Origin of the sequence: Streptomyces cavernae, from assembly GCF_004023625.1 — a bacterium.
In the GTDB taxonomy this organism is placed as follows: domain Bacteria; phylum Actinomycetota; class Actinomycetes; order Streptomycetales; family Streptomycetaceae; genus Streptomyces; species Streptomyces cavernae.
Map to the genome: position 1 here is coordinate 70,739 of NZ_RPDJ01000007.1, position 24,855 is coordinate 95,593.

20 protein-coding genes are annotated in these 24,855 nt (G+C 71.2%); 10 read left to right on the plus strand and 10 right to left on the minus strand.

Features of this window, described 5'->3' with window-relative positions:
* Positions 1–241: 241 nt before the first annotated feature.
* From gltB to EF387_RS18795, 3 genes are all read left to right on the plus strand, one after another.
* Complete coding sequence (gene gltB, locus EF387_RS18785) at positions 242–4,837, plus strand: glutamate synthase large subunit (RefSeq protein WP_128377727.1); 4,596 nt, start codon at positions 242–244, stop codon at positions 4,835–4,837.
* Complete coding sequence (locus EF387_RS18790; protein WP_128377728.1) at positions 4,830–6,290, plus strand: glutamate synthase subunit beta; 1,461 nt, start codon at positions 4,830–4,832, stop codon at positions 6,288–6,290. Before gltB ends, EF387_RS18790 begins: the two co-directional genes overlap by 8 nt.
* A 196-nt stretch (positions 6,291–6,486) precedes the next feature.
* Positions 6,487–7,206: a vWA domain-containing protein gene (locus EF387_RS18795; RefSeq protein WP_128377729.1), complete on the plus strand. Its 720-nt coding sequence runs from the start codon at positions 6,487–6,489 to the stop codon at positions 7,204–7,206.
* Between the two features lie 119 nt (positions 7,207–7,325).
* Here EF387_RS18795 and EF387_RS18800 read toward each other — a convergent pair whose 3' ends face one another.
* Positions 7,326–8,312, minus strand: coding sequence for an acyl-CoA dehydrogenase family protein (locus EF387_RS18800; RefSeq protein ID WP_128377730.1), 987 nt, complete (start codon positions 8,310–8,312; stop codon positions 7,326–7,328).
* Positions 8,312–9,451, minus strand: a complete 1,140-nt coding sequence (locus EF387_RS18805) for an acyl-CoA dehydrogenase family protein (protein WP_128377731.1) — start codon at positions 9,449–9,451, stop codon at positions 8,312–8,314. The genes EF387_RS18800 and EF387_RS18805 overlap by 1 nt, the downstream gene beginning before the upstream one ends.
* A gap of 49 nt (positions 9,452–9,500) precedes the next feature.
* On the opposite strand from EF387_RS18805, the gene EF387_RS18810 reads away from it, so the two are divergent.
* Genes EF387_RS18810 through EF387_RS18820 form a run of 3 tightly spaced genes read left to right on the plus strand, consistent with a single transcriptional unit; the run spans position 9,501 to position 12,118 of the window.
* Complete coding sequence (locus tag EF387_RS18810) at positions 9,501–10,286, plus strand: SDR family oxidoreductase (protein WP_128377732.1); 786 nt, start codon at positions 9,501–9,503, stop codon at positions 10,284–10,286.
* Between the two features lie 31 nt (positions 10,287–10,317).
* Entirely contained in the window at positions 10,318–10,941 is a 624-nt protein-coding gene (locus EF387_RS18815; RefSeq protein ID WP_128377733.1) for a TetR/AcrR family transcriptional regulator, read from the plus strand.
* A gap of 19 nt (positions 10,942–10,960) precedes the next feature.
* Positions 10,961–12,118, plus strand: coding sequence for an acetyl-CoA C-acetyltransferase (locus EF387_RS18820; RefSeq protein ID WP_128377734.1), 1,158 nt, complete (start codon positions 10,961–10,963; stop codon positions 12,116–12,118).
* 111 nt (positions 12,119–12,229) lie between these two features.
* Here EF387_RS18820 and EF387_RS18825 read toward each other — a convergent pair whose 3' ends face one another.
* Genes EF387_RS18825 through EF387_RS18845 form a run of 5 tightly spaced genes read right to left on the minus strand, consistent with a single transcriptional unit; the run spans position 12,230 to position 16,354 of the window.
* Complete coding sequence (locus EF387_RS18825; protein ID WP_128377735.1) at positions 12,230–12,862, minus strand: SIMPL domain-containing protein; 633 nt, start codon at positions 12,860–12,862, stop codon at positions 12,230–12,232.
* Positions 12,859–13,923: an NAD(P)H-dependent flavin oxidoreductase gene (locus EF387_RS18830; protein ID WP_128377736.1), complete on the minus strand. Its 1,065-nt coding sequence runs from the start codon at positions 13,921–13,923 to the stop codon at positions 12,859–12,861. Before EF387_RS18830 ends, EF387_RS18825 begins: the two co-directional genes overlap by 4 nt.
* Entirely contained in the window at positions 13,923–14,723 is an 801-nt protein-coding gene (locus EF387_RS18835; RefSeq protein ID WP_128377737.1) for a CoA-transferase subunit beta, read from the minus strand. Before EF387_RS18835 ends, EF387_RS18830 begins: the two co-directional genes overlap by 1 nt.
* A complete protein-coding gene (locus EF387_RS18840; protein WP_128377738.1) occupies positions 14,716–15,594 on the minus strand; it encodes a CoA transferase subunit A in 879 nt (292 codons plus the stop codon). The genes EF387_RS18835 and EF387_RS18840 overlap by 8 nt, the downstream gene beginning before the upstream one ends.
* Positions 15,587–16,354 carry an enoyl-CoA hydratase family protein gene (locus EF387_RS18845; RefSeq protein ID WP_128377739.1) on the minus strand — a complete coding sequence of 256 codons (768 nt, stop codon included), beginning with the start codon at positions 16,352–16,354 and terminating at the stop codon, positions 15,587–15,589. The genes EF387_RS18840 and EF387_RS18845 overlap by 8 nt, the downstream gene beginning before the upstream one ends.
* 248 nt (positions 16,355–16,602) lie before the next feature.
* On the opposite strand from EF387_RS18845, the gene EF387_RS18850 reads away from it, so the two are divergent.
* Positions 16,603–17,406, plus strand: a complete 804-nt coding sequence (locus tag EF387_RS18850; RefSeq protein WP_128377980.1) for an SDR family oxidoreductase — start codon at positions 16,603–16,605, stop codon at positions 17,404–17,406.
* Positions 17,407–17,419: 13 nt separating this feature from the next.
* Positions 17,420–18,334: an SDR family oxidoreductase gene (locus EF387_RS18855; RefSeq protein ID WP_128377740.1), complete on the plus strand. Its 915-nt coding sequence runs from the start codon at positions 17,420–17,422 to the stop codon at positions 18,332–18,334.
* On the opposite strand, the gene EF387_RS18860 is transcribed toward EF387_RS18855, so the two are convergent.
* Both EF387_RS18860 and EF387_RS18865 read right to left on the minus strand, forming a co-directional pair.
* On the minus strand, positions 18,319–19,401 hold the full coding sequence (locus EF387_RS18860; RefSeq protein WP_202918313.1) for an ankyrin repeat domain-containing protein: 1,083 nt from the start codon (positions 19,399–19,401) through the stop codon (positions 18,319–18,321). The genes EF387_RS18855 and EF387_RS18860 overlap by 16 nt on opposite strands.
* A 162-nt stretch (positions 19,402–19,563) precedes the next feature.
* A complete protein-coding gene (locus EF387_RS18865; RefSeq protein WP_128377741.1) occupies positions 19,564–20,463 on the minus strand; it encodes a hypothetical protein in 900 nt (299 codons plus the stop codon).
* A 217-nt stretch (positions 20,464–20,680) separates the two neighbouring features.
* Between EF387_RS18865 and EF387_RS18870 the strand changes: the two genes are divergently transcribed.
* Positions 20,681–21,463, plus strand: coding sequence for a S1 family peptidase (locus EF387_RS18870; RefSeq protein ID WP_128377742.1), 783 nt, complete (start codon positions 20,681–20,683; stop codon positions 21,461–21,463).
* A 535-nt stretch (positions 21,464–21,998) separates the two neighbouring features.
* On the opposite strand, the gene EF387_RS18875 is transcribed toward EF387_RS18870, so the two are convergent.
* Positions 21,999–23,762, minus strand: coding sequence for a glycoside hydrolase family 35 protein (locus EF387_RS18875; RefSeq protein WP_128377743.1), 1,764 nt, complete (start codon positions 23,760–23,762; stop codon positions 21,999–22,001).
* 147 nt (positions 23,763–23,909) lie between these two features.
* Between EF387_RS18875 and EF387_RS18880 the strand changes: the two genes are divergently transcribed.
* A complete protein-coding gene (locus EF387_RS18880; protein WP_128377744.1) occupies positions 23,910–24,800 on the plus strand; it encodes a helix-turn-helix domain-containing protein in 891 nt (296 codons plus the stop codon).
* Positions 24,801–24,855 lie beyond the last annotated feature (55 nt).

Genomic DNA, 24,855 nt, shown 5'->3' on the forward strand with positions numbered 1-24,855 from the left:
CCATGCTCGGCGGGCGACGTTGCCCTCTGCGCCCAGGCCCCGCGGTCATTGATCTGTCCGTCCGGGTCCCCTTTACCCCACCGCTACGAGCCCCATCGAACCGCTCGCAGCGGTGTCCGCATGCTGGAACGATGCATCCGGTTCCCGAGAAGCGTTTCATCATGTAACCTGCACGAAATTTCGCCAGGGCCAACGTCGTCCCTCGGTAACCGAATATGCCAAGACGACGACGGGAGAGCCGATGCGTACGCCGCGCCAGCCGTCCCAGCATTCCACGAGCGGCCAGAAGTGGTCGTTCATGGATGCTCGCCCTGCTGCGCAGGGTATGTACGACCCCCGCGCCGAGCGCGACGCCTGTGGCGTCGGCTTCGTGGCCACCCTCACCGGTGAGGCGAGCCATGCGCTGGTCGAGCAGGCGCTCACCGTGCTGCGCAACCTCGAGCACCGCGGCGCCACCGGTTCCGAACCGGACTCGGGTGACGGCGCCGGCATCCTCTCCCAGGTCCCCGACGCGTTCTTCCGCGAAGTGGCCGGATTCGAGCTGCCCGAGGCCGGTGCATACGCCGTCGGTATCGCCTTCCTGCCCGAGGACGGCTCGGCGGACGCCGTCGCCCGTATCGAGGAGATCGCCGCCGAGGAGGACCTGACCGTCCTCGGCTGGCGCGAGGTGCCCGTCGCGCCCGAACTGCTCGGCGCCACCGCCCGCTCCACGATGCCCGCGTTCCGCCAGCTCTTCGTCACCGACGGCACCAGCAAGGGCATCGACCTCGACCGCCGTGCGTTCGTCCTGCGCAAGCGCGCCGAGCGCGAGGTGGACGTCTACTTCCCGTCGCTGTCGGCCCGCACGATCGTCTACAAGGGCATGCTGACCACCGGTCAGCTCGAGCCCTTCTTCCCGGACCTGTCCGACCGTCGTTTCGCCTCCGCGATCGCGCTCGTCCACTCACGCTTCTCGACGAACACCTTCCCGAGCTGGCCGCTCGCCCACCCGTACCGCTTCGTCGCGCACAACGGCGAGATCAACACGGTCATGGGCAACCGCAACTGGATGCGGGCGCGTGAGTCGCAGCTCGTGTCCGACCTGTTCGGCCCGCAGGAGAAGCTGGAGCGGATCTTCCCGATCGCCACGCCCGAGGCCTCCGACTCCGCCTCCTTCGACGAGGTCCTGGAGTTGCTGCACCTCGGCGGCCGTTCCCTGCCGCACTCCGTGCTGATGATGATCCCGGAGGCGTGGGAGAACCACGACACCATGGACCCGACACGGCGTGCCTTCTACCAGTTCCACTCCACGATGATGGAGCCCTGGGACGGCCCCGCCTGCGTCACCTTCACCGACGGCACCCAGGTCGGCGCGGTCCTCGACCGCAACGGCCTGCGCCCCGGCCGCTACTGGGTCACCGACGACGGCCTCGTCGTCCTCGGCTCCGAGGTCGGCGTCCTCGACATCGACCCCGCCAAGGTGGTCCGCAAGGGCCGCCTCCAGCCCGGCCGGATGTTCCTCGTGGACACCGCCGAGCACCGCATCATCGAGGACGACGAGATCAAGGCGCAGCTCGCCGCCGAGCACCCGTACCAGGAGTGGCTGGAAGCCGGCGAGATCGAGCTCAGCGACCTGCCCGAGCGCGAGCACATCGTGCACACCCACGCCTCGGTCACCCGCCGCCAGCAGACCTTCGGCTACACCGAGGAAGAGCTGCGCGTCCTCCTCGCGCCGATGGCCAAGGCCGGTGCGGAGCCGATCGGCTCCATGGGCACGGACTCGCCGATCGCCGCGCTGTCCGAGCGCCCCCGGCTGCTCTTCGACTACTTCACGCAGCTGTTCGCGCAGGTCACCAACCCGCCGCTGGACGCCATCCGCGAGGAGCTGGTCACCTCCCTGCGCTCGTCGCTGGGCCCGGAGGGCAACCTCCTCGAGCCCACCGCCGCGTCCTGCCGCTCGGTCACCCTGCCCTTCCCGGTGATCGACAACGACGAGCTGGCCAAGCTCATCCACATCAACGCCGACGGCGACATGCCCGGCATGAAGGCCGCGACCCTCTCCGGCCTGTTCCGGGTCTCCGGCGGCGGTGAGTCCCTCGCCGCGCGCATCGAGGAGATCTGCGCCGAGGCCGACGCCGCCATCGGCAACGGCGCCCGGCTGATCGTGCTCTCCGACCGGCACTCCGACGCCGAGCACGCGCCGATCCCGTCGCTGCTGCTCACCGCGGCCGTCCACCACCACCTCATCCGCACCAAGCAGCGCACCCAGGTGGGTCTGCTGGTGGAGGCCGGCGACGTCCGCGAGGTCCACCACGTCGCCCTGCTCATCGGCTACGGTGCCGCCGCCGTCAACCCCTACCTGGCGATGGAGTCCGTCGAGGACCTCGTCCGAGCAGGGACGTTCCTGCCCGGTATCGAGCCCGAGAAGGCGATCCGCAACCTGATCTACGCCCTCGGCAAGGGCGTCCTCAAGGTCATGTCCAAGATGGGCATCTCCACTGTCGCCTCCTACCGCGGCGCCCAGGTCTTCGAGGCCGTCGGCCTGGACGAGGCCTTCGTCGAGAAGTACTTCAACGGCACCGCCACCAAGATCGGCGGCGTCGGCATCGACGTCATCGCCAAGGAGGTCGCCGCCCGGCACGCCAAGGCGTACCCGGCCTCCGGCATCGCCCCGGCGCACCGCGCGCTGGAGATCGGCGGCGAGTATCAGTGGCGCCGTGAGGGCGAGCCGCACCTGTTCGACCCCGAGACGGTCTTCCGCCTCCAGCACTCCACGCGCACCGCCCGCTACGACATCTTCAAGAAGTACACGGACCGCGTGAACGAGCAGTCCGAGCGGCTGATGACACTGCGCGGTCTGTTCGGCTTCAAGTCCGACCGGCCCTCGATCCCGATCGAGGAGGTCGAGCCCGCCTCCGAGATCGTCAAGCGGTTCTCCACCGGCGCCATGTCGTACGGCTCCATCTCCAAGGAGGCGCACGAGACCCTCGCCATCGCCATGAACCAACTGGGCGGCAAGTCCAACACCGGTGAGGGCGGCGAGGACCCGGAGCGCCTGTACGACCCGGCGCGCCGCTCCAGCATCAAGCAGGTGGCGTCCGGCCGCTTCGGCGTGACCTCCGAGTACCTGGTCAACGCGGACGACATCCAGATCAAGATGGCCCAGGGCGCCAAGCCCGGCGAGGGCGGCCAGCTGCCCGGCCACAAGGTGTACCCGTGGGTCGCCAAGACCCGGCACTCGACGCCCGGTGTCGGCCTGATCTCCCCGCCGCCGCACCACGACATCTACTCCATCGAGGACCTGGCACAGCTGATCCACGACCTGAAGAACGCCAACCCTCAGGCCCGCATCCACGTGAAGCTGGTCTCCGAGGTCGGCGTCGGCACGGTCGCGGCGGGTGTGTCGAAGGCGCACGCGGACGTCGTCCTCATCTCGGGTCACGACGGAGGCACCGGTGCCTCCCCGCTGACCTCGCTGAAGCACGCGGGCGGCCCCTGGGAACTCGGTCTCGCCGAGACCCAGCAGACGCTGCTGCTCAACGGACTGCGCGACCGCATCGTGGTCCAGACGGACGGTCAGCTGAAGACCGGCCGTGACGTCGTCATCGCCGCGCTGCTCGGCGCCGAGGAGTTCGGTTTCGCTACCGCGCCGCTCGTCGTCTCCGGCTGCGTCATGATGCGCGTCTGCCACCTGGACACCTGCCCGGTCGGTATCGCCACCCAGAACCCGGTGCTGCGCGACCGGTTCTCCGGCAAGGCCGAATACGTGGTGAACTTCTTCCGGTTCATCGCCGAGGAGGTCCGCGAACTGCTGGCCGAGCTGGGCTTCCACTCCATCGAGGAGGCCGTGGGTCACGCCGAGGCACTCGACGTCACCCGCGCGGTCAACCACTGGAAGGCGCAGGGCCTGGACCTGGAGCCGCTGTTCCACGTGCCCGACCTGCCCGAGGGCGCGGTGCGCCACCAGCTCGTCGCCCAGGACCACGGCCTGGAGAAGGCGCTCGACAACGAGCTCATCAAGCTCGCCGCCGACGCCCTCGCCGCCGACTCCCAGGCCGACGCCCAGCCGGTGCGGGCCCGGGTCGCCATCCGCAACATCAACCGCACGGTCGGCACCATGCTCGGCCACGAGGTGACGAAGAAGTTCGGCGGCGCGGGTCTGCCCGACGACACCATCGACATCACCTTCACCGGCTCCGCGGGCCAGTCCTTCGGCGCGTTCCTGCCGCGCGGCATCACCCTTCGCCTGGAGGGCGACGCCAACGACTACGTCGGCAAGGGCCTCTCCGGCGGCCGTGTCGTCGTCCGCCCGGACCGCGGCGCCGACCACCTCGCCGAGTTCTCCACCATCGCGGGCAACACCATCGCCTACGGCGCCACCGGCGGCGAACTGTTCCTGCGCGGCCGCACCGGCGAGCGGTTCTGCGTCCGCAACTCCGGCGCGACGGTCGTCTCCGAGGGCGTGGGAGACCACGGCTGCGAGTACATGACCGGCGGCCACGCGGTGGTCCTCGGCGAGACCGGACGCAACTTCGCGGCCGGCATGTCCGGCGGTGTCGCCTACGTGATCGACCTCAACCGCGACAACGTCAACGCCGGCAACGTGGACGCCATCGAGCCGCTGGACGACACCGACAAGGAATGGCTGCACGACGTGGTGCGCAGGCACGCCGAGGAGACCGGCTCCACGGTCGCCGAGAAGCTGCTCGCCGAGTGGTCGGTGTCGGTGGACCGCTTCAGCAAGATAATCCCCAGCACGTACAAGGCAGTGCTCGCCGCCAAGGACGCCGCCGAGCGAGCCGGTCTCTCCGAGACCGCGACCCACGAGAAGATGATGGAGGCGGCGATCAATGGCTGACCCGAAGGGCTTCCTGAACCACGGCCGTGAGGTCGCCAAGTCCCGTCCGGTCGGCGAGCGCGTCAAGGACTGGAACGAGGTCTACGTCCCCGGCTCGCTGCTGCCGATCATCTCCAAGCAGGCCTCGCGCTGCATGGACTGCGGCATCCCGTTCTGCCACAACGGCTGTCCGCTCGGGAACCTGATCCCCGAGTGGAACGACTACGCCTACCGCGAGGACTGGACGGAGGCGTCCGAGCGGCTGCACGCCACGAACAACTTCCCGGAGTTCACGGGCCGGCTGTGCCCGGCGCCCTGCGAGGCGGCGTGCGTCCTCGGCATCAACCAGCCGCCGGTCACCATCAAGAACGTCGAGGTCTCCATCATCGACAAGGCGTGGGACAGCGGTGACGTCAAGCCGCAGGCCCCCGAGCGCCTGTCCGGCAAGACGGTCGCGGTGATCGGCTCGGGTCCGGCCGGCCTGGCCGCCGCGCAGCAGCTGACGCGGGCCGGTCACACGGTCGCCGTGTACGAGCGCGCGGACCGTATCGGCGGTCTGCTCCGCTACGGCATCCCCGAGTTCAAGATGGAGAAGCGGCACATCAACCGCCGCATCGAGCAGATGCGCGCGGAGGGCACCCGCTTCCGCACCGGGATCGAGATCGGGCGCGACCTGACGGCGACGGACCTGCGCAAGCGCTACGACGCCGTCGTCGTCGCCGCCGGCGCCACGATGGCCCGTGACCTGCCCGTCCCCGGACGGGAGCTCAAGGGCGTCTACCAGGCGATGGAGTACCTGCCGCTGGCCAACAAGGTCCAGGAGGGCGACTACGTCACCACGCCGATCTCCGCCGAGGACAAGCACGTCGTCGTGATCGGCGGCGGTGACACTGGCGCGGACTGCGTGGGCACCGCCCACCGCCAGGGCGCGGCCTCCGTCACCCAGCTGGAGATCATGCCGCGGCCGGGCGAGGACCGGGCACCGCACCAGCCGTGGCCGACCTTCCCGATGCTGTACAAGGTCACCTCCGCGCACGAGGAGGGCGGCGAGCGGGTCTACTCCGTCTCCACCACCCACTTCGAGGGTGACGAGGACGGCAACGTGCAGTGGCTGCACCTCATCGAGGTCGAGTTCGTCGACGGCAAGCTGACCCAGAAGCCGGGCACCGAGCGGAAGATCCCGGCGCAGCTGGTGACGCTGGCGATGGGTTTCACCGGCACGGACGTCGAGAACGGGCTGGTCGAGCAGTTCGGTCTCGAGCTGGACGAGCGCGGGAACATCGCTCGCGACGCGGACTTCCAGACCAACGTTCCCGGTGTGTTCGTGGCGGGTGACGCCGGCCGCGGCCAGTCGTTGATCGTCTGGGCCATCGCGGAGGGCCGCTCGGCCGCACGGGGCGTCGACCGCTTCCTCACGGGCGCGAGCGAACTCCCGGCCCCGATCCGCCCGACGGACCGGGCGCTGATGGTCTGACCTCACTGGTCTGACCTTGCTCGTCTGACCTGCGGTGGGCCTGACGGCCCCTCATATACGTCCCGTACAAAGGCGTACGGAACACGCGCGACGCCCGCCCCTGTCCCCGACCGGACACTGGGGTGGGCGTCGTCGCTTTTCCCGCCGGCGCCGTGGTAAGTCCTCCCCGGCAAGCAAGCACAGAAGGGGGCAGGGCATGACCGGGATCAGTCTCAGCAAGGTGGAGGAGACCGCGCCCGCGCTGGTCGGCCTGTACAAGAGCGCGGGAGTGTCACTCACCAAGTACGGGCTCGACGGACAGCGGGCCGCCGTCTACCTCGTCGTCGACTACTCGGGGTCCATGAAGCCCTACTACAACGACGGCAGCGTGCAGGCGCTGGCCGACCGTGTGCTCAGCCTGGCTGCGCATTTCGACGACGACGGAACCGTACCCGTGGTCTTCTTCTCCACGGACATCGACGCCGTCACCGACATCGCGCTCGACGACCACCAGGGCCGTATCGAACGGATCGTGGCCGGACTCGGGCACATGGGAAAGACCAGCTACCACCTGGCCATGGACGCCGTCATCGACCACTACCTCGACTCCGGCGCCAAGGCGCCCGCCCTGGTCGTCTTCCAGACCGATGGCGGACCCATCAACAAGCTCGCCGCCGAACGGTATCTGTGCAAGGCCGCGAAACTCCCGCTGTTCTGGCAGTTCATCGGCTTCGGCGACCCCGACAGCCGGCAGTTCGAATTCCTGCGGAAGCTGGACGAGTTGCCGGTGCCGCAGAAGCGTACGGTGGACAACGCCGGGTTCTTCCACGCCGGGACCGAGCCACGGAAGGTGTCGGACGGGGAGCTGTACGACTGCCTGGTAGGCGAGTTCAGCGGGTGGCTGGCTGCGGCCCGCGAGCAGGGGATCCTGCGGTAGAGGGCCCCATGGTCGGCTCACCCGAGTCCGGCTCGCTCCAGCCCTGCTCACGAGTCCGGCTCACTTCGACCCGGCTGACTCAACCCGGCTGACTCCAGCCGTGCCCACCCGAGCCCCGCTCACTCACGGGGGAGTCCTCCGTCGCCGAGCACGGCGGCCCTGCACTCGCTCGGGCTGCCCCAGGCGGTGCGCAGCGCACGGGCCTTGGTCAGCCACAGCGAGAGGTCGCACTCGGCGGTGTAGCCGATGGCGCCGTGCAACTGGAGGGCAGTGCGGGCGGCGGCGTACGCCGCCTCGCACGCGGCGACCTTCGCGGCGGCGACGTCCACGGGGTCGAGGGTGACCGCCGCCCCGAACACCAATGGCCGGGCGAACTCCAACCCGACCATCGCTTCGGCCAGTTGGTGTTTGACCGCCTGGAAGGAGCCGACGGGCACGCCGAACTGGTGCCGCTGTCCGACGTAGGCGACGGTCCGGTCGAGCAGCGCGAGTCCGACACCGAGCGCCTGGGCCGCGGTGGTGAGCCGGGCGTAGGTGAAGGCTTCCGGTGCCGGTGTCCCGGAGAGGAGTTCGCCGCCGGAGGAGGGGAGGGTGAGCCGCCGCGCCGGGTCCAGGGAGGACCGCGCCCCGGGCCGCTCCCGCGGTGGCCCCTCCTGCGCGGCGGACGTGAGCCGCAGCCGCTCGCCCTCCACGGTGAGTACGAGGTCCGCCGCGTCCCCGTCCAGCGCGTACGGTGCGCCGACCGTGACCATGGTCTCGCCCGACACCACTCCCGGCAGCAGCCGCTTGGCCGGGCCCGGATCGGACAGCCCGGCCAGCAGCGCGCACGCCGCCACCATCTCCACCAGCGGCCCCGGTACCGTATGGCGGCCCAGTTCCACGAACGCCGCCGCCAGCTCCACCGGCAGCGGGCCCACTCCCTCGTACGTCTCAGGGACCGCCAGCGCGAAGAGACCCGCGTCGGCGAGACGGGACCACAGCGCCCGCCCGGGGGCCCGATCGCCCGCGCTCCAGGACCGGACGACCGACGGTGTGCCGGCCGCGGTCAGCATCGCGTCCAGCGAGGCGGCGAAGTCCCGCTGCTCGGTGGTCAGGAGGAAACGCATCAGCGGCGGCCCTTCGGGAGGCCGAGCAGGCGCTCGGCGACGATGTCGCGCTGGATCTCGTTGGTGCCCGCGTAGATGGGGCCCGCGAGGGAGAAGACATACCCCTCCGACCAGGCCGTGTCCGCCAACTCCCCTTCAGGGCCGAGGAGATCGAGCGCCGTTTCGTGCAGCGCGATGTCGTACTCGGACCAGAACAGCTTGTTCAGGCTGGACTCCGGTCCGATCGGTTCGCCGTCGAGGAATCGGGAGGCGGCCGCGTAGGTGAAGAGTTGGTAGGCGCGGGCGCCGATCAGCGCGTCCGCGACCCGGTCCCGGGCGTCGGGCGGGCCCCCGCGCTCCCGCCACAGCCGGTGCAGCCGGTCCGCGGCGGCCAGGAAACGGCCGGGTGAGCGCAGGGTCAGCCCCCGTTCGTTGCCGGCCGTCGACATCGCCACCCGCCAGCCGTGGCCCGGCTCGCCGATGACGTCCTCGTCCGGCACGAACACGTCGTCGAGGAACAGCTCCGCGAACGCGGGCTTGCCGTCGAGCCGGGCGATCGGGCGGACGGTCACGCCCGGCGCCCGCAGGTCGAACATCAGATAGGTGAGCCCCTGGTGCGGTTTCGGGGTGTCCGGGTCGCTGCGGAACAGCCCGAAGGCCCGGTCCGCGAACGCCGCCCTCGACGACCACGTCTTCTGCCCGGTCAGCAACCAGCCTCCGGAGGTACGCACCGCTTTCGACCGCAGCGCGGCCAGGTCGGAACCGGCCTCCGGCTCCGACCAGGCCTGTGCCCAGATCACCTCGCCGGTGGCCATCGACGGCAGGACGCGGGTGCGCTGTTCCTCGGTGCCGTGGGCGAAGAGGGTGGGCGCCAGGAGATTGATGCCGTTCTGGCTGACCCGGCCCGGGGCGCCCGCCGCGTAGTACTCCTCCTCGAACACCAGCCACCGCATGAGGTCCACGCCCCGCCCGCCGTACGCGGCGGGCCAGGACACCACCGACCAGCCGTCCGCGGCCAGTTCGGCCTCCCACGCGCGGTGCGCCGCGAAGCCCTCCGCCGTCTCCAGCGACGGCAGCGGAACCCCCGGCACGTGCTCGGTGAGCCAGGCACGTGCCTCGGCCCGGAAGGAGTCCTCCTCCGGGGTGAAGGCGAGATCCATCGACGATCATCCCTTCCCTAACAAGTGTTTGGTAGGTTAGCGTGGAGCCATGACCGACGTCGAGAGCCCGGCCTATGTGTCCGGGCACGGCCTGCTCACCGGGCGTACCGCCGTCATCACCGCCGCCGCGGGCGCGGGGATCGGCGGGGCGACCGCGCGCCGCTTCCTGGAGGAGGGCGCTCGGGTCCTGATCAGTGACGCGCACACGCGGCGGCTCAAGGAGTACGAGGCCGAGCTCGCCGAGGCGTTCCCGGGGTCGGTGGCGGCCCTGCCCTGCGACGTCACCGACGAGTCGCAGGTGAGCTCCCTCTTCGACACCGCGATACGCCTCCATGGCCGGCTCGACGTCGTCGTCAACAACGCCGGCCTGGGCGGCACTGCACCGCTCGTCGACATGACCGACGAACAATGGTCGAAGGTGCTCGACGTGACCCTCAACGGCACGTTCCGCTGCACACGCGCGGCCCTGCGCGCGATGAAGCAGACGGGCGGCGGGGTCATCGTCAACAACGCCTCCGTCGTCGGCTGGCGCGCCCAGGCCGGGCAGGCCCACTACGCCGCAGCGAAGGCGGGAGTGATGGCGCTGACCCGGTGCGCGGCCGTGGAAGCCGCCGAGTACGGGGTCCGGGTGAACGCCGTCTCACCGAGCCTCGCCATGCACCCGCACCTGGTGAAGGTGACCACCCCCGAACTGCTCCAGGAACTCACCGCCCGGGAAGCCTTCGGGCGGTACGCCGAGCCCTGGGAGATCGCCAACGTGATCGTGTTCCTGGCGTCCGGCTACTCCTCCTACCTGACGGGCGAGGTCGTCTCCGTCAGCAGCCAGCATGCGTAGGGCCACCGATGCCCAGGACCACAATGGAACCGTGCCTACGAAGAAGCAGTCCCAGGTGACCGCCGCACCCACCCGCCGCCGTGAGCTCCTCGACACCGCCGCCGAGGTCTTCGCCGAGCAGGGCTACAACGCCACCACCGTACGCAAGATCGCGGACCACGCGGGCATGCTCGCGGGCAGCCTCTACTACCACTTCGACTCCAAGGAATCGATGCTGGAGGAGATCCTGCGGACCTTCCTCGACGAACTGTGGGACGGCTACGACACCGTCCTCGCCGCCGAGCTCGGTCCCCGCGAGACCCTGCGGGCGCTGGTCACCGAATCCTTCCGCGAGATCGACCGGCATCGCGCGGCCGTCGCGATCTACCAGAAGGAGTCCCGGCATCTCGCCGCCCAGCAGCGGTTCGCGTTCCTCACCGAATCGCAGCGCAAGTTCGAGAAGACCTGGCTGTCCACCCTGGAACGAGGGGTCGCCGCCGAGGTCTTCCGCGCAGACCTCGACGTCCGGCTCACCTACCGGTTCGTGCGCGACACCGTGTGGGTCGCCGCGTCCTGGTATCGGCCGGGCGGACAGCACAGCCCGGAGGAGATCGCCCGCCAGTACCTGTCGATGGTGCTGGACGGCATCGCCATACGTCCACAGCCGTTGACCTGAGGTGAGTCAGGGAGTTGCCATGGCCGAGGCCTACATCGTCGAAGCGGTCCGTACGCCCGTCGGGCGGCGCAGGGGAGGACTGGCCGGGGTGCACCCGGCGGACCTCGGGGCGCACGTCCTGAAGGCACTCATCGAGCGGTCCGGGGTCGACCCGGCCGCCGTCGAGGACGTGGTCTTCGGCTGTCTGGACACCGTCGGACCGCAGGCCGGGGACATCGCCCGCACCTGCTGGCTGGCCGCCGGGCTGCCCGAGGAGGTGCCGGGCGTGACCGTCGACCGGCAGTGCGGATCCTCCCAGCAGGCCGTGCACTTCGCCGCCCAGGGCGTGCTGTCCGGCACCCAGGACCTGGTCGTCGCGGGCGGCGTGCAGAATATGTCACAGATACCCATCGCCTTCGCCTCCCGGCAGGCCACCGAACCCCTCGGGCTCACCCAGGGCCCCTTCGCCGGCAGCGAGGGCTGGCGTGCACGCTACGGCGAGAAGCCCGTGAACCAGTTCGCCGGCGCCGAGATGATCGCCGCGAAGTGGGGCATCACCCGCCGCGACCAGGAGGAGTACGCGCTCGGCTCCCACCGCCGCGCCATCCGTGCCATCGACGAGGGACGCTTCGAGAAGGAGACCGTGGCCTACGGCGAGGTCACGGTCGACGAAGGGCCGCGCCGGGACACCTCCCTGGAGAAGATGGCCGGGCTCGACCCCGTCATCCCGGGCGGCACCATCACCGCCGCCTGCTCCTCACAGGTCTCCGACGGAGCCGCCGCCATGCTCCTCGCCTCCGAGCGGGCGGTCCGCGAGCACGGACTGACCCCACGGGCCCGGGTGCACCACCTGTCGGTCCGCGGCGAGGACCCCATCCGCATGCTGTCCGCGCCGATCCCGGCCACCGCGCACGCCCTGAAGAAGACCGGCCTGTCGATCGACGACATCGACCTCGTCGAGATCAACGAAGCCTTCGCACCGGTCGTCCTGGCCTGGCTGAAGGAGACCGGAGCCGACCCGGAGAGGGTCAACGTCAACGGCGGAGCGATCGCCCTCGGCCACCCCCTGGGCGCCACCGGCGTGAAACTGATGACGACCCTCCTGAACGAACTGGAGCGCACCGGCGGCCGCTACGGACTGCAAACGATGTGCGAGGGCGGTGGCCAGGCGAACGTGACGATCATCGAGCGCGTCTGACACTCACCGGCCGGGAACGAAGCCGGCCGAGGCACCGCCCCGCCGGGGCGGTGCCGGCGGGGCGGTGCTCCCCGACGGGGCGCCCCCGCCGGGAGCGTGCGGACCGCTGCGTCAGCGGCCGAGCGAGAACCCCAGCAGGACCGCCGCTGACACCTCCACCATGCCCGGCGTCAGATCACCGGCCGAGTCGCCGCCACCCCCGCCGTGACCCCGGTAGCCGCGATACTCCTCGGCGTCCACGTCCTGAATGTGCAGCACGGTACCCAGCGAGACGCCCGCCGACTCCGTGTAGACCTCCGCCTTCCGGCGCGCCGCGGCCACCGCCTTGCGCCGCGCCTCGTCCCGCAATGCCGGCTTGTCGTGCACATCGAACTCCACGCTGTCGATGTGATGGGCGCCCGCGTTCACCGCATCCACGATGAGCTGCTGCAGATCGTCGAGCGCCCCGGACTCGATGGCATACGACGCCTTGCACCGGTAGCCGATGAACTTCCGGCCGGACCCGTACTCGTACTCGGAGCTGAGTCTGAGCCGCGAACCGGACACCGAGGCGTCCGGTATGCCATGCCGGCGCAGCGTCTCGCGCAGCTGCGACACCGCCCTGCCCGCCTTCTGGAACGCCTGGTCCGGCGACGGCTCCAGCACATCCACCGCCAGCTTCACCCGGACCAGCTGAGGCTTGACGCGTACGCTTCCGGCACCGTAGACACTGAGCCCCCAGGGCTCGTTGATCGACTGGGTCATCCGGGCATTGAAGCACCCGGCACCGGCAGCCCGCCCAGTGTTTCCCGCGCCTCGGCCATCACCCGTTCCACCAGCTCCGCACACGACGGCAGGTCCTCGATCACCCCGGCGACCTGGCCCGCGGCCATCACCCCCAGATCCGTACGCCCCTGAACCATCGCCGCCCGCAGCAGCATCGGCGTGTTGGCGGCGAGCAGCACCTGACTCCACGTCAGATCCTTGCCGTGCCGCATCGCGAGCCCGTCGCGGACCACCCGCCGCCAGCTCAGCCCCGACAGCCTCCGGAAACCGGCCGCCCGGCGAACGGCCCGCACCAGAGCCTCCGTACGGCCCGCCCGCTCCAGCGCGTCGACCAGCTCGGTGCGCAGCATCCGGTGCGGCAGACCGTCCACCGCCCGGGTCACCGTGATGTCCCCGACGCCCGCCGCCAGATACCTCGCCTTCACCGCGTCCGGCACCGTCGAGTCGGAGGTCAGCAGGAACCGCGTGCCCATCGCGATGCCCGCCGCCCCGTACGCCATCGCCGCCACCAGCCCCCGCCCGTCGTGGAACCCGCCCGCCGCCACCACCGGGATGTCGACCGCGTCCACGACCTGCGGCAGCAGCACCGTCGTGGCCACCTCACCGGTGTGCCCGCCACCCTCGCCGCCCTGCACGATCACCGCGTCCGCACCCCAGGCCGCCACCTTCTCGGCGTGCCGCCGAGCGCCGACGGAGGGGATGACGACGACACCCGCCTCCTTCAACTCGGCTATCAGCTCCTTCGACGGAGCGAGCGCGAAGGACGCCACCCGCACACCCGCGTCGATGATGATCCGCACCCGGTCGCCCGCGTCACCCGCGTCCGCACGGAGATTGACCCCGAACGGCGCGTCCGTCCGGGACCTGACCTCCGCCACCGCGCCACGCAACTCGTCGAGTGTCATCGTGGCGGAGGCCAGGATGCCGAGCGCGCCGGCGTTCGCCGTGGCGGACACCAGCCGCGGGCCCGCCACCCAACCCATGCCGGTCTGCACGATGGGATGGCGCACCCCGACCAGCTTGGTCAGCGCCGTTTCCATCACTCCCTCACCTCGCGCTCGCGGGTGGCCGCCGGATCGATCACCTCACGGATCAGCCGCAACTCCTCCACCGTCGGGTCACGCGTGTACGGCACCTCGTCCGGAACCGCCAGATCGAAACCCGTCGCTTCCCCGACCCGCTCGACCGTGACCCCCGGGTGCAACGACACCAACCGCATCGACCGGTCCGCGGTCGCGAAGTCGAAGACGCCTAGATCGGAGACCACCCGCGGAATGCGGTGGAAGCGGGCCGTCGCCGGATGCTCGGCCGCACGGTCGTACCCGACCCCGCACACCATGTCCACCCGCTCGACGAAGACCCGCCGCGAGTGCCTCGGTATCCAGTAACTGGTCGGATTGTTGAGCGTGTTGACGGGCGCCCCGCGCACACCCAGCAGCTGGCGGCCCGGCCGCGCCCAGTCACCGATGCACGAGATGTTCTGGTTGCCGAAGCGGTCGATCTGGCTCGCCCCCATCATCACGTGCCGCCGGCCGCCGGTGACCAGCGCCAGGTGCTGGCGGTAGGGCAGCCAGCCCTCCACCGAGCCGTCCGGCCCCACCAGCAACGCCTCGCCGTCGGTCAGCAGCAGGTCCGGAGAGAAGGTGCGCCGGGCGAGCCGGGCACCGATCGACGGGATCACACCCATCGGACTGGCGAGTATCTCCCCGGCGCCGCGCCAGGCCTCCGCGCAGGCGATCACGCAGTACTCGGCACGGGTGACCCGGAAGCCGGACACGGCCCCCGGGCCCGACGCGGCGGAGCGGGCGGCCGCCTCGGGGGACGGGGTGGCCTCAGGCATCGGGAACCTCCTTGTGCCAGGCCCGTACGGCCGCTTGATAGGCGTGCTCGTCACCGGAGAGGAACCGCTCCGCGAACTCGGGCCAGGGCGTGGTCGCGTAATGCCGCTGGAAGCGCTCGTCCCGGTCGTAGTCGGGGGCGCAGGAAGTGAAGTGCGCCCCATTGGGAGCCTCCACCACGCCCGTCACGGTGTGCCGCTTCACCAGCAGCGTCTGCGGCGCGGCCTCCTTGGCCGGCTCGGCGGTGCCGATGTTGTCCACGAGCTGCTCGCAGGACACGTACGCGCTGTCGGCCGCCTCGCAGAACAGGTCGTCGAAGTAGGGGTCGGGGCCCAGATACTGGCCGTTGCCCAGCCGGTCCGCACGATTGAGATGCACCAGGGCGGCATCCATCCGCAGCGCGGGCATGGCGACGAACTCCTCCGGCGGCCCCGAGGCCTCCTCGGCGTACGGCGACACCACCGTCCGCAGCCCGGGATTGACCCGCATCACGTCCGAACCGACCCCGGCGCGCACCGGCAGGAACGGAAGCCGGTTCGCAGCCGCGTGCAGCCCCCACATGAACATCGCCTCGTCGACCTCCATCAGCTCCAGTGCCCCGCTCTCGCGCGCCACCCGGTAGTTCGGTTCGAGCGGGACGGAGTCGAGCGTGACGAACGCGGTGACCAGCTTGCGGATCCGCCCGGCCGCCGCGAGCAGACCGACGTCGGGCCCGCCGTAGGAGATCACGGTGAGGTCGGTGACCTCCGACCGCAGCAGCGCACGCACCAGCGCCATCGGTTTCCGGCGCGACCCCCAGCCGCCGATACCGATCGTCATCCCGCTGCCCAGCCGCGCGACGACCTCGTCCACGGTCATCGTCTTGTCACTCATTCGGGCCCCTCACTGCCGCTCGCCGGTCGCTGCCGAAGGTGTCGCGGACCCGGTCGGCCACCCCGCTGAGGTTCGCCTCGAAGGTGAAGCCCTGCTCGAAGCGGTAACTGCGGCGCACGTCCACCGGATCGATGCCGTTGATGGCGGCCTTGGCCAGCCTGAGCAGCCGCCCGTCCCTGGCGGCGATCTCGCGGGCCAGCTCCAGCGCCGCACCCGGCAGTTCGGCGCGCGGCACCACCCGCCACACCGAACCGTGCGCGTGCAACTCGGCTGCCGTAACGGTGCGCGCCGTGTAGTACAGGGCGCGCATCAGATGCTGCGGGACCAGGCGCGACAGATGGGTCGCCGCGCCCAGCGCGCCGCGGTCGAGCTCGGGCAGACCGAATGTCGCGTCGTCACTCGCCACGATCGCGTCCGCGTTCCCCACCAGGCCGATCCCGCCGCCCAGGCAGAACCCGTGCACCGCCGCCACCACCGGCACCTCGCACTCGTAGACCGCCGCGAACGCCTCGAAGCAGCCCTGGTTGGCGCCGATCAGCGCATCGTGTCCGCGCGCCTGTATCTCCTTGATGTCCACTCCCGCGTTGAACCCCCGCCCGGCCGCCGCCAGCACCACACAGCGGACTTCCGGGTCGCGGCCCGCCGTGCGCACGGCTCCGGCCAGCTCCGACCAGCCACGCACCGGCAGTGCGTTCACCGGCGGGAAGTCCACGGTGACGACGGAAATCCCCTTTTCCGGGGACGAGGTGGAGACACCCATGAGCGCATCAGCTACCTTTCCACCAAACGTTTGTTAGGCACCTCGAAGCTAGCAGCGATGGGAACCGAGCGGGAGGCCCTGTGGACAACCGGGAGCCGGAGTCTGTGGACAGCCGGGATCCTGTGGACGGCCGGGATCCTGTGGACAACCGCGAGCGACGGAACATCGGACACCGGCCGGGCCCGGACCGGACTGCGGGCCCGGACGGAACCGCCCGCGCCGCGGGCCCGGACGGAACCGCCCGCACCGTGAACCCGGAGCGGACTGCCCGCCTACCGGGCCCGGACCTCAGCGGCCGCACGGTCGTCGTCACCGGTGGCACCCGGGGTGTCGGCGCCGGTATCGCCCGGGCCTTCGCCGCCGCCGGAGCCCACGTCGTCGTCTGCGCCCGCCGGCCCCCCGACCTGCCGCTCGACGGGACCGAGTTCCGCCCGGTCGACCTGCGCGACCCGGACGCCGTCCGCGCCTTCTTCACCGGCCTGCCCCGGCTCGACGTGCTCGTCAACAACGCCGGCGGCGCCCCCTACCGGCCGCTCGCTGAAGCCGACGCGGAGCGCCACGCCCGGGTCATCGACCTCAACCTCGTCGCGCCGCTGACCGCGTCACTGGCCGCCCATGACCTCCTCAGACTGGCCAGGGGGTCGATCGTGATGATCGGCAGTGTCAGCGGGAGCCGGCCCTCGCCCGGAACGGCCGCGTACGGGGCGGCGAAGGCCGGGCTGGAGAGCCTCGCCCGCTCCATGGCGATGGAGTGGGCGCCCGAGATCCGGGTCAACACCCTCGTCGTCGGCATGGTCCGCACCGAGCGGTCCGGGCTCCACTACGGGGGCGAGGAGGGCATCGCGGCCGTCTCGCGCAACGTCCCGCTGGGCCGGCTCGCCGACCCCCGCGACGTCGGCGAGGCCGCCGTGTTCCTCGCCTCGGACGCCGCCGCCTACATCACCGGCGCCGCACTGCTCGTCCACGGTGGCGGTGAGCGGCCGCCCTTCCTCGACGCCGCGACCGTCAACCGGCACCAGGGAGAACCGTGGGCCGCCAACAAGGAGAGCTGAGAGGGGAATCGCGATGAGCGCACCACTGCTGTGCGAGGGCCGGGTCGTCGTCGTCACCGGCGCCGGCCGGGGGCTCGGGCGTGCGCATGCCCTGGCGTTCGCCGCCGAGGGCGCCAAGGTCGTTGTCAACGACCTCGGTGTCGGCCTCGACGGTACGCCCGGCCCGGACAGCCCGGCGGCACGTGTCGTTGACGAGATCCGGGCGGCGGGCGGCGAGGCGGTCGCGCACGGGGGTGACGTCGCGACCTCCGAAGGGGCCGCGGACCTCGTCTCCACCGCGCTGGAGACGTTCGGGCGGCTGGACACCCTCGTCAACAACGCCGGCTTCCTGCGGGACCGGATGCTGGTCAATCTCGACGAGGACGCCTGGGACGATGTCGTCCGGGTCCATCTGAAGGGGCACTTCCTGCCGCTGAAGCACGCGGCGGCGCACTGGCGCGCGGAGGCCAAGTCGGGGCGGGCGCCCACGGCCCGGATCGTCAACACCAGTAGTGGGGCCGGGCTCCTCGGATCGGTCGGGCAGGGGAACTACAGCGCGGCGAAGGCCGGGATCGTGGGACTCACCCTGGTCGCGGCGGCCGAACTGGGCCGCTACGGCGTGCAGGTCAACGCCATCGCGCCGGCCGCGCGTACCCGGATGACGGAGAAGACCTTCGCCGACACGATGGCCGCCCCCGCGGAGGGCTTCGACCCGATGGCACCGGAGAACGTCTCGCCGTTGGTCGTCTGGCTCGGTTCCGGCGCGAGCGCCGGGGTGACGGGGCGGGTCTTCGAGGTGGAGGCGGGGCGCCTCACTGTCATGGAGGGCTGGCACCCCGGACCCACGGCCGACAAGGGGGCCCGCTGGGAGCCTGGGGAGGCGGGGGAGGCGGTCCTCAAGCTTCTGGCTCAGGCACGGGAACCGGGGACGGTCTACGGAGCGGGGTAGGGCGGGCCGGGGTTCTCCGACCGCCCCGGCAGTCCGTCCCGCAGTTCGCCCCCGAGGTCATCCCGTAGTCCGTCCCGTGGTTGGTCCCCGTGCTCGTCCGGCAGTTCGTCCCGTGGTTGGTCCCCGTGCTCGTCCGGCAGTTCGTCCCGTGGTTGGTCCCCGTGCTCGTCCGGCAGTTCGTCCCGTGGTTGGTCCCCGTGCTCGTCCCGCAGTTCGCCCCGTGGTTGGTCCCCGTGCTCGTCCCGCAGTTCGCCCCGCGGTTGGCCTCCGAACTCGCCCCGTAGTCCGCCCTGCAGTTGGCCCCCGAGCTCGTCCCGGAGTTCACCTCGGAGCCGCTGCTGGAGCTCCGCCACGATCACCGCGTGTCCCGTCTGCTGGTCGTTGCCCGCCGCCAGGCGCCCGTCGCGGAGGAGTTCCACCGTGACCGTCTCCGCGTCCTCGCCTTCCCGGGTGCGGCGGGTGACGTACTCGTGGCCGGGCCCGTACGCCGCCTCCAGGCCGGCCCTGAGTTCCGTCCCGACGTCCAGGGTCAGCCAGCGGCGCGCCTCCGCCAGCGCCGCCACCAGGGTCTCCCGCCGGGCACCGGCGCCGTGGGCCAGCAGCGTGCGGACACAGCCGGGGGAGCCGCGGCGAGCGGCCGCGACCAGTGGGGGCTCGCCGTTGGGGCCGGGCCGGTCGGGTTGGGCGCCGGCTGCGAGGAGTTCCGCGAGCACCGCCACTTTCCCCCGCTGCACCGCCCAGGTCACCGCCCGGAATCCGAACCCCTCCTCCAGGTCGGGCGTCGCCCCGGCCGCCAGCAGAGCCCGTACGACGTCGAGATGCCCGCCGCACGCGGCTCCGCACAGCGGTGCGTCGGTGCCCGCGCTGAGCCGGTCGGGGGCGGCCCCGGCGGCCAGCAGCAGACGGACGATGCCCGGTTCGTCGCTCACCGCCGCCAGATACAGCACGGTCTGGCCGTCCTCGTCCACCGACTCCGGGCTCGCCCCCGCGCGCAGCAGCCGCAGCACCGCGTTCTCGTCGCCTGCGTACACCGCCGTGACCAACGTCGGCGGCTCTTGCCTGTTCATATGCCGACCTTCGCCCGAGAAGGACCTGACAGGCAAAGGAGTTTGGGGTGTTCTGTGCCACTTCTCATGGAACGCCGAGTGGCTGCTCGGCCGACCGGCCACGTAGCCGCGCGGCCACCTGGCCCTATGTGACGCCCAGGAGATAGGTGAGGTCAGGTGAGGTCAGGTGTCGCATTCCAGGACCGTCCGGCACAGCGCGCACCGCGCCCGTACCCGTCCGCGCACCGGTACCCGGATCCGCTGGTGGCAGGTCGGGCAGGGGAAGGAGACACGCAGCGGCTCGCGGCCGGCGGGGGTGAAGTCGTAGGGGACGCCGGGCTGCGGGTGACCGGGTGCGTGGTGGTCCTGGGCGTGGCGGCGGTCCTTGGCGTAGCGGCGGCGGCCCGCCCAGCCGGCCGCGGTCAGCGGGGGCTGCTGCTCGTCGTGGCGGGCCTGTGTCATCCCCCTCGTGTACGCCGTGTACGCCTGCGGACTGGTGAACCAGGGTGCGGGGTCCTCACCGAAGAACAGGGCCCGTTTGGCGAGGACGTAGCCGAACTCCTCGGGTGTGAGGTAGCCGAGTTTCTGGGAGGAGGTGGCGTCCTCGCGGTAGGCGTCGAGAAGCAGCCACCCCGCGCCCAGATAGGTCGTCGCGGTGTCGGTGAGGATCTCGTTGTCGCGGGTGCCGGGAAACGACAGGTCGAGGCGGTGCAGATAGACGTGCATGACCTCGTGCGCCAGTGCGGCGCCGATGTCCCGTCGGTGGGTGCGGAAGCGATCGTTGAGCTCGATGAAGTACTCCGGGCCTGCGGCGAGTTCGACGTTGGCCGCGTGCGTCATCTCGCGGAAGCTGACGATCATCCGAGCGTCCGGCAGCCGGAAGTGCCGCACCATCTCGTGGGCCACCCGCTGTGCGCCCAGATGCAGGTCGTCGGTGTCACAGAAGGCGACGTCGACGGGGGTGACGCTGGTGGCGAAGGTGGCGATCGTGTCGTAGGAGAGCCTTTTGTAGAGCGCGGTGATGGCCGCCCGCACCGTCTGCAGATGCGGGAATCCGTGCTCGACCGGTCCGCCGTCCGCCACTCCGGCACCCCCTCAGAGGGTTCCACTGTAAGTGGATGTGCGCCGATTTTCGCTGGTTGGCCCCCTGGCATGGCCGGAAAGGGACCCTTGTCGCTCCCGACGGCAGATCTTCATACTTCAAGCACGCCATGACGGGATCTTCGCCCGGCTGACCGTTGCCGTTTGGCTTGGCATGTACCTGTCATAAGCGGTCCAACCCCCCACGAGAGGAAATCCGTTGAACAAGCTGTTTTCCTTCCTCAAGAGAGCCGCGGCGGTCGGTGCCGCCGCCCTCGCCATCGCCAGCCTCCAGCCCATCAGCGCACAGGCCGCGCCCTCCCCGGTCGTCGGGGGCACCCGCGCCGCGCAGGGCGAGTTCCCGTTCATGGTCCGGCTCTCGATGGGCTGTGGCGGCGCGCTCTACACCCAGCAGATCGTGCTCACCGCCGCCCACTGTGTGAGCGGATCCGGAAACAACACCAGCATCACTGCCACCGCCGGTGTCGTGGACCTCCAGTCCACCACCGGCCGCGTCCAGGTCCGCTCCACCAAGGTCCTCCAGGCCCCCGGCTACAACGGCACCGGCAAGGACTGGGCACTGATCAAGCTCGCCCAGCCCATCAACCTGCCGACCCTGAAGATCGCCACCACCACCCAGTACAACAACGGTGACTTCACCGTCGCCGGCTGGGGCGCGGCCCGCGAGGGCGGAGCCCAGCAGCGCTACCTCCTCAAGGCCACCGTGCCGTTCGTCGACGACGCCACCTGCAAGGCTTCCGGCGGCAGCTACAGCGGCCTCGTCGCGGGCGAGGAGATCTGCGCCGGCTTCGAACAGGGCGGCGTCGACACCTGCCAGGGCGACTCCGGCGGCCCCATGTTCCGCAAGGACAACGCCGGCGCCTGGATCCAGGTCGGCATCGTCAGCTGGGGCGAGGGCTGCGCCCGGCCCGACGCTCCCGGCGTCTACGCCGAGGTGTCCACGTTCGCGGCCGACATAGCCCGCTACGCCGCGACTCTGTAGCGGCCAGGCAGCGAGGCAGCCGACAGGCAGCCAGGCGGCCAGGCGGCCAGGCGGCCCGGCGGCTCAGCGGGCGGCGGGGCAGTGGCCGGCGGTCAGTGGCTGACACCCTGGGCTGACACCCAGCGGTCCGCAGCCAGCGGTCCGCAGCCAGCGGCCGGCAGCCAGCGGCCCTGGCCCCGGGCACTGACCCCGCCCCGGCACCCCGGCACCCCGGCACACCGCACTGGGCCCCCGGGCCAACGCCAGCAGCCCACCGAGTCCGCGAGTCCCCCGAGCCTCGCGGACTCGGTGATCTCGAAAGCCCGACCGGCGTGGGCGTCCGCCACGGACGCCCACGCTCGGTGACGACAGCGGCGGCGGTCGCGGCAACCACCCCCTGGCGGCCCGCAGCCCAGCCGCCCTGCGCGGCCAAGCCGCACGACTACGGCCGCAGTCACCCCACGGCCGCAGTCACCCCACGGCCGCAGTCACCCCACGGCCGCAGTCACCCCACGGCCGCAGTCACCCCACGGCCGCAGTCACGCCCCCGCCGCGATCACGACGACCTTTCCGGCCCCGACAGCACCGGCGCCTCACCCGCCCCCTCGAACTCCAGCACCCACACGTCGTTCAGGCCCTCGCGCAGCACCGGCCCCGGAACGTACAGCGACAGCTGCGGCCCCACCGACCAGTACCGCCCCAGGTTGAAGCCGTTCACCCAGACGAACCCCCGCGTCCAGCCCGGCAGTTGGAGCGACGCGTCACCGACGCCGCGCACCTCGACCGTCCCCCGGTAAAGGCCCCGGGACCCGTCGTCCGGCAACTCCCCGAACGGCACCCCGTCGACGGCGTCCGGCGCGTCCAGCGCCTCCAGACGCAACGCCCGGGCCCGCACCCCGTGCAGATACTGCCGCTCGTGCAGCACACCCCCGGCGATGCCTTTCGGCTCCCCGGACCTCGGCCCGTAGTTGACCCGTCCCAGCGACTCCACCCACAGATCCACCCGCGCCGGCCCCGGAATCGGCTTCAGCTCCGGCTCGTCCTCCGTCAGCACGCCCGCCGGCACGCCGTCCACGTGCACCACCGCGATGTCCCGCAACTCCCGCGCGACCAGCGGATACGGCTGCCGCGGCCCGGGCACGTCCACGCTGTAGTGCACCAGCCCGCGCTCCACACCCAGTTCCTCGAACGTGGGCGGCAACGGCCGCTCCACCACCGGGTCACCGACCGCGTCCAGCACCCCGTCCAGGTCCGCCCACGCCGTGAGGGAGGCCGTGGCGGACGACCCCAGAACGGGCCACGCCGACGGCACATCGGGCAGCGGTCCGTCCGCGTACTCGGCGAACACCTCCCGGAAGGCCCAGAACTTCGCGGTGGGGCGGCCGAGTTCGTCGATCGGGGCGTCGTAGTCGTAGGAGGTGGTGTCCGGCTCCAGCGGACCGTCATGCATCGCGCCACCACTGCGGTTGGCACCCGCCCAGCCCGCGAAGTTCGTACCGCCGTGCGCCATGTACACATTGACCGACGCCCCGCACTCCAGGATCTCCCTGAGCGCCCGCGCCGCGTCCTCGGCGTCCCGCACGACATGCTCCCCGCCCCAGCGGTCGAACCAGCCGCACCAGAACTCCATGCACATCAACGGACCCGACGGCCGGTGACGGCGCAGCGTCTCGAAGGCCGCGGCCGCCTGCGAACCGAAGTTCACCGTGGCCAGCACCCCGTCGATCGACCCCCCGGTGAGCATGTGGTCCTCCGGGCCGTCCGACGTGCACAGCGGCACCGTCACGCCCTCCGCGCGCAGCAGCTCCGCCACGTGCCGCAGATACACCTGGTCCGAACCGTAACTGCCGTACTCGTTCTCCGCCTGCACCATCAGCACCGGACCCCCGCGGTCGATCTGCCGCGGCACGACCTCACGCAGCACCCGCCCGAACCAGCGGTCCAGATGCCCCAGATATGTCTCGTCCCGGGTGCGCACCCGGGTGCCCAACTCACCCGTCAGCCAGTACGGCAGCCCACCGTTCTCCCACTCCGCGCAGATGTAGGGACCCGGCCGCACGATCGCCCACAATCCGGCGTCCCCTGCCGCGTCCAGAAAACGGCCCAGGGCCTCCACATCCCGGTACCGGCCCGGAGCCGGCTCGTGCAGATTCCACGGAACGTACGTCTCAACGCAGTTGAGACCCATCGCCCGCAACAGCCCCAGCCGGTGCTCCCACTGCTCCTCGTGCACCCGGAAGTAGTGCAAGGCACCGGACAGCAGCCGCACCGGCCGGCCGTCCAGCAGAAAATCCGTGTCCCCCACCGTGAAATCGTTCATGGCACCATCTTTTGCCCTGGCGGCGGCCGAGTCCATGGACAAAGATCGGCGATGGTTGGACCCAAGCAGCAGGGAAGCCGGGCCGGGGACCCGAGCCGTAGGGGAGGGGCGGGGACCCGAGCCGTAGGGGAGGGGAAGGGGGAGCGGATGTACCACACGTGGATGCGGTTCTTCACTCCCGGACCGGTCCACCAGAAACTGGGCCTGGTCTGCCTCGGCGTCGGCCTGCAGTACGGCCCCCTGCCCGTCGTCGGACCGCGCACCCTCGACCACCACGTCGCCGTCGTCGTCAGCTCCGGCGGCGGCTGGTTCCAGGGCGGCGACGGCCGCCGCGTCCCCGTCAGCGCGCCCGCCCTGCTCTGGCTCACCCCCGGCGTCCCCCACCACTACGGGCCCGACCCGGACGTCGGCTGGGACGAGGGCTTCGTCGTCTTCGCCGGCCCCGTCACCGCCACCTACACCGAACTCGGGTACATCGAACCCGACCGCCCCGTCGTCCCCCTCTCCGATGCCGGACCCGCCCGCGCCACCATCGGCCGCATCGCGCGCGCCGCCCGCCGCGGCAACCCCCTCCTGGAGGTCGAGACCGGCGCCGCCGTCCACGAACTCCTCGTCGCCCTGCGCCGGTCCCGCGCCGACACCTCACCCGACGGGCACCCCGTCCTCCAGGCCCTCGCCCGCGACGCGTTCCAGCCGCTGTCCGTCGCCGAACACGCCGCCCGGCACGGCATGACCCCCGCCGAACTGCGCTCCGCAGTACGCCGCGGCGCCGGCTGCAGCCCCAAGGACTACCTCCTCGGCATCCGCCTCGGCCGAGCCAAGGAACTCCTCGCCGCCACCGAACTCCCCGTCGCCGCCGTGGCCCGCCGCGTCGGCTACGACGACCCCGCCTACTTCTCCCGCCTGTTCACCCGCCGCGTCGGCATGCCCCCGGTCCGCTTCCGCGCCCAGCAAGGCCGCGCGGTCCCCGGCGGCTGGAGCAACCAGGTACCGGACCCCGACGACCCGCCGATGATCGAAGGGGCGCACGGCGAGTGAGGGCGCGGTGCCCCCGCACCCGCACGAGGAACGGCAATCGCCTCCCGGTCACCCA

What these genes read in the sequence shown, in the direction of transcription:
- gltB (WP_128377727.1), top strand. Translation starts at nt 242, where the DNA reads ATGCGTACGCCGCGCCAGCCGTCCCAGCATTCCACGAGCGGCCAGAAG.
- EF387_RS18790 (WP_128377728.1), top strand. Translation starts at nt 4,830, where the DNA reads ATGGCTGACCCGAAGGGCTTCCTGAACCACGGCCGTGAGGTCGCCAAG.
- EF387_RS18795 (WP_128377729.1), top strand. Translation starts at nt 6,487, where the DNA reads ATGACCGGGATCAGTCTCAGCAAGGTGGAGGAGACCGCGCCCGCGCTG.
- EF387_RS18800 (WP_128377730.1), bottom strand. Translation starts at nt 8,312, where the DNA reads ATGCGTTTCCTCCTGACCACCGAGCAGCGGGACTTCGCCGCCTCGCTG.
- EF387_RS18805 (WP_128377731.1), bottom strand. Translation starts at nt 9,451, where the DNA reads ATGGATCTCGCCTTCACCCCGGAGGAGGACTCCTTCCGGGCCGAGGCA.
- EF387_RS18810 (WP_128377732.1), top strand. Translation starts at nt 9,501, where the DNA reads ATGACCGACGTCGAGAGCCCGGCCTATGTGTCCGGGCACGGCCTGCTC.
- EF387_RS18820 (WP_128377734.1), top strand. Translation starts at nt 10,961, where the DNA reads ATGGCCGAGGCCTACATCGTCGAAGCGGTCCGTACGCCCGTCGGGCGG.
- EF387_RS18825 (WP_128377735.1), bottom strand. Translation starts at nt 12,862, where the DNA reads ATGACCCAGTCGATCAACGAGCCCTGGGGGCTCAGTGTCTACGGTGCC.
- EF387_RS18830 (WP_128377736.1), bottom strand. Translation starts at nt 13,923, where the DNA reads ATGGAAACGGCGCTGACCAAGCTGGTCGGGGTGCGCCATCCCATCGTG.
- EF387_RS18835 (WP_128377737.1), bottom strand. Translation starts at nt 14,723, where the DNA reads ATGCCTGAGGCCACCCCGTCCCCCGAGGCGGCCGCCCGCTCCGCCGCG.
- EF387_RS18840 (WP_128377738.1), bottom strand. Translation starts at nt 15,594, where the DNA reads ATGAGTGACAAGACGATGACCGTGGACGAGGTCGTCGCGCGGCTGGGC.
- EF387_RS18845 (WP_128377739.1), bottom strand. Translation starts at nt 16,354, where the DNA reads ATGGGTGTCTCCACCTCGTCCCCGGAAAAGGGGATTTCCGTCGTCACC.
- EF387_RS18855 (WP_128377740.1), top strand. Translation starts at nt 17,420, where the DNA reads ATGAGCGCACCACTGCTGTGCGAGGGCCGGGTCGTCGTCGTCACCGGC.
- EF387_RS18860 (WP_202918313.1), bottom strand. Translation starts at nt 19,401, where the DNA reads ATGAACAGGCAAGAGCCGCCGACGTTGGTCACGGCGGTGTACGCAGGC.
- EF387_RS18875 (WP_128377743.1), bottom strand. Translation starts at nt 23,762, where the DNA reads ATGAACGATTTCACGGTGGGGGACACGGATTTTCTGCTGGACGGCCGG.
- EF387_RS18880 (WP_128377744.1), top strand. Translation starts at nt 23,910, where the DNA reads ATGTACCACACGTGGATGCGGTTCTTCACTCCCGGACCGGTCCACCAG.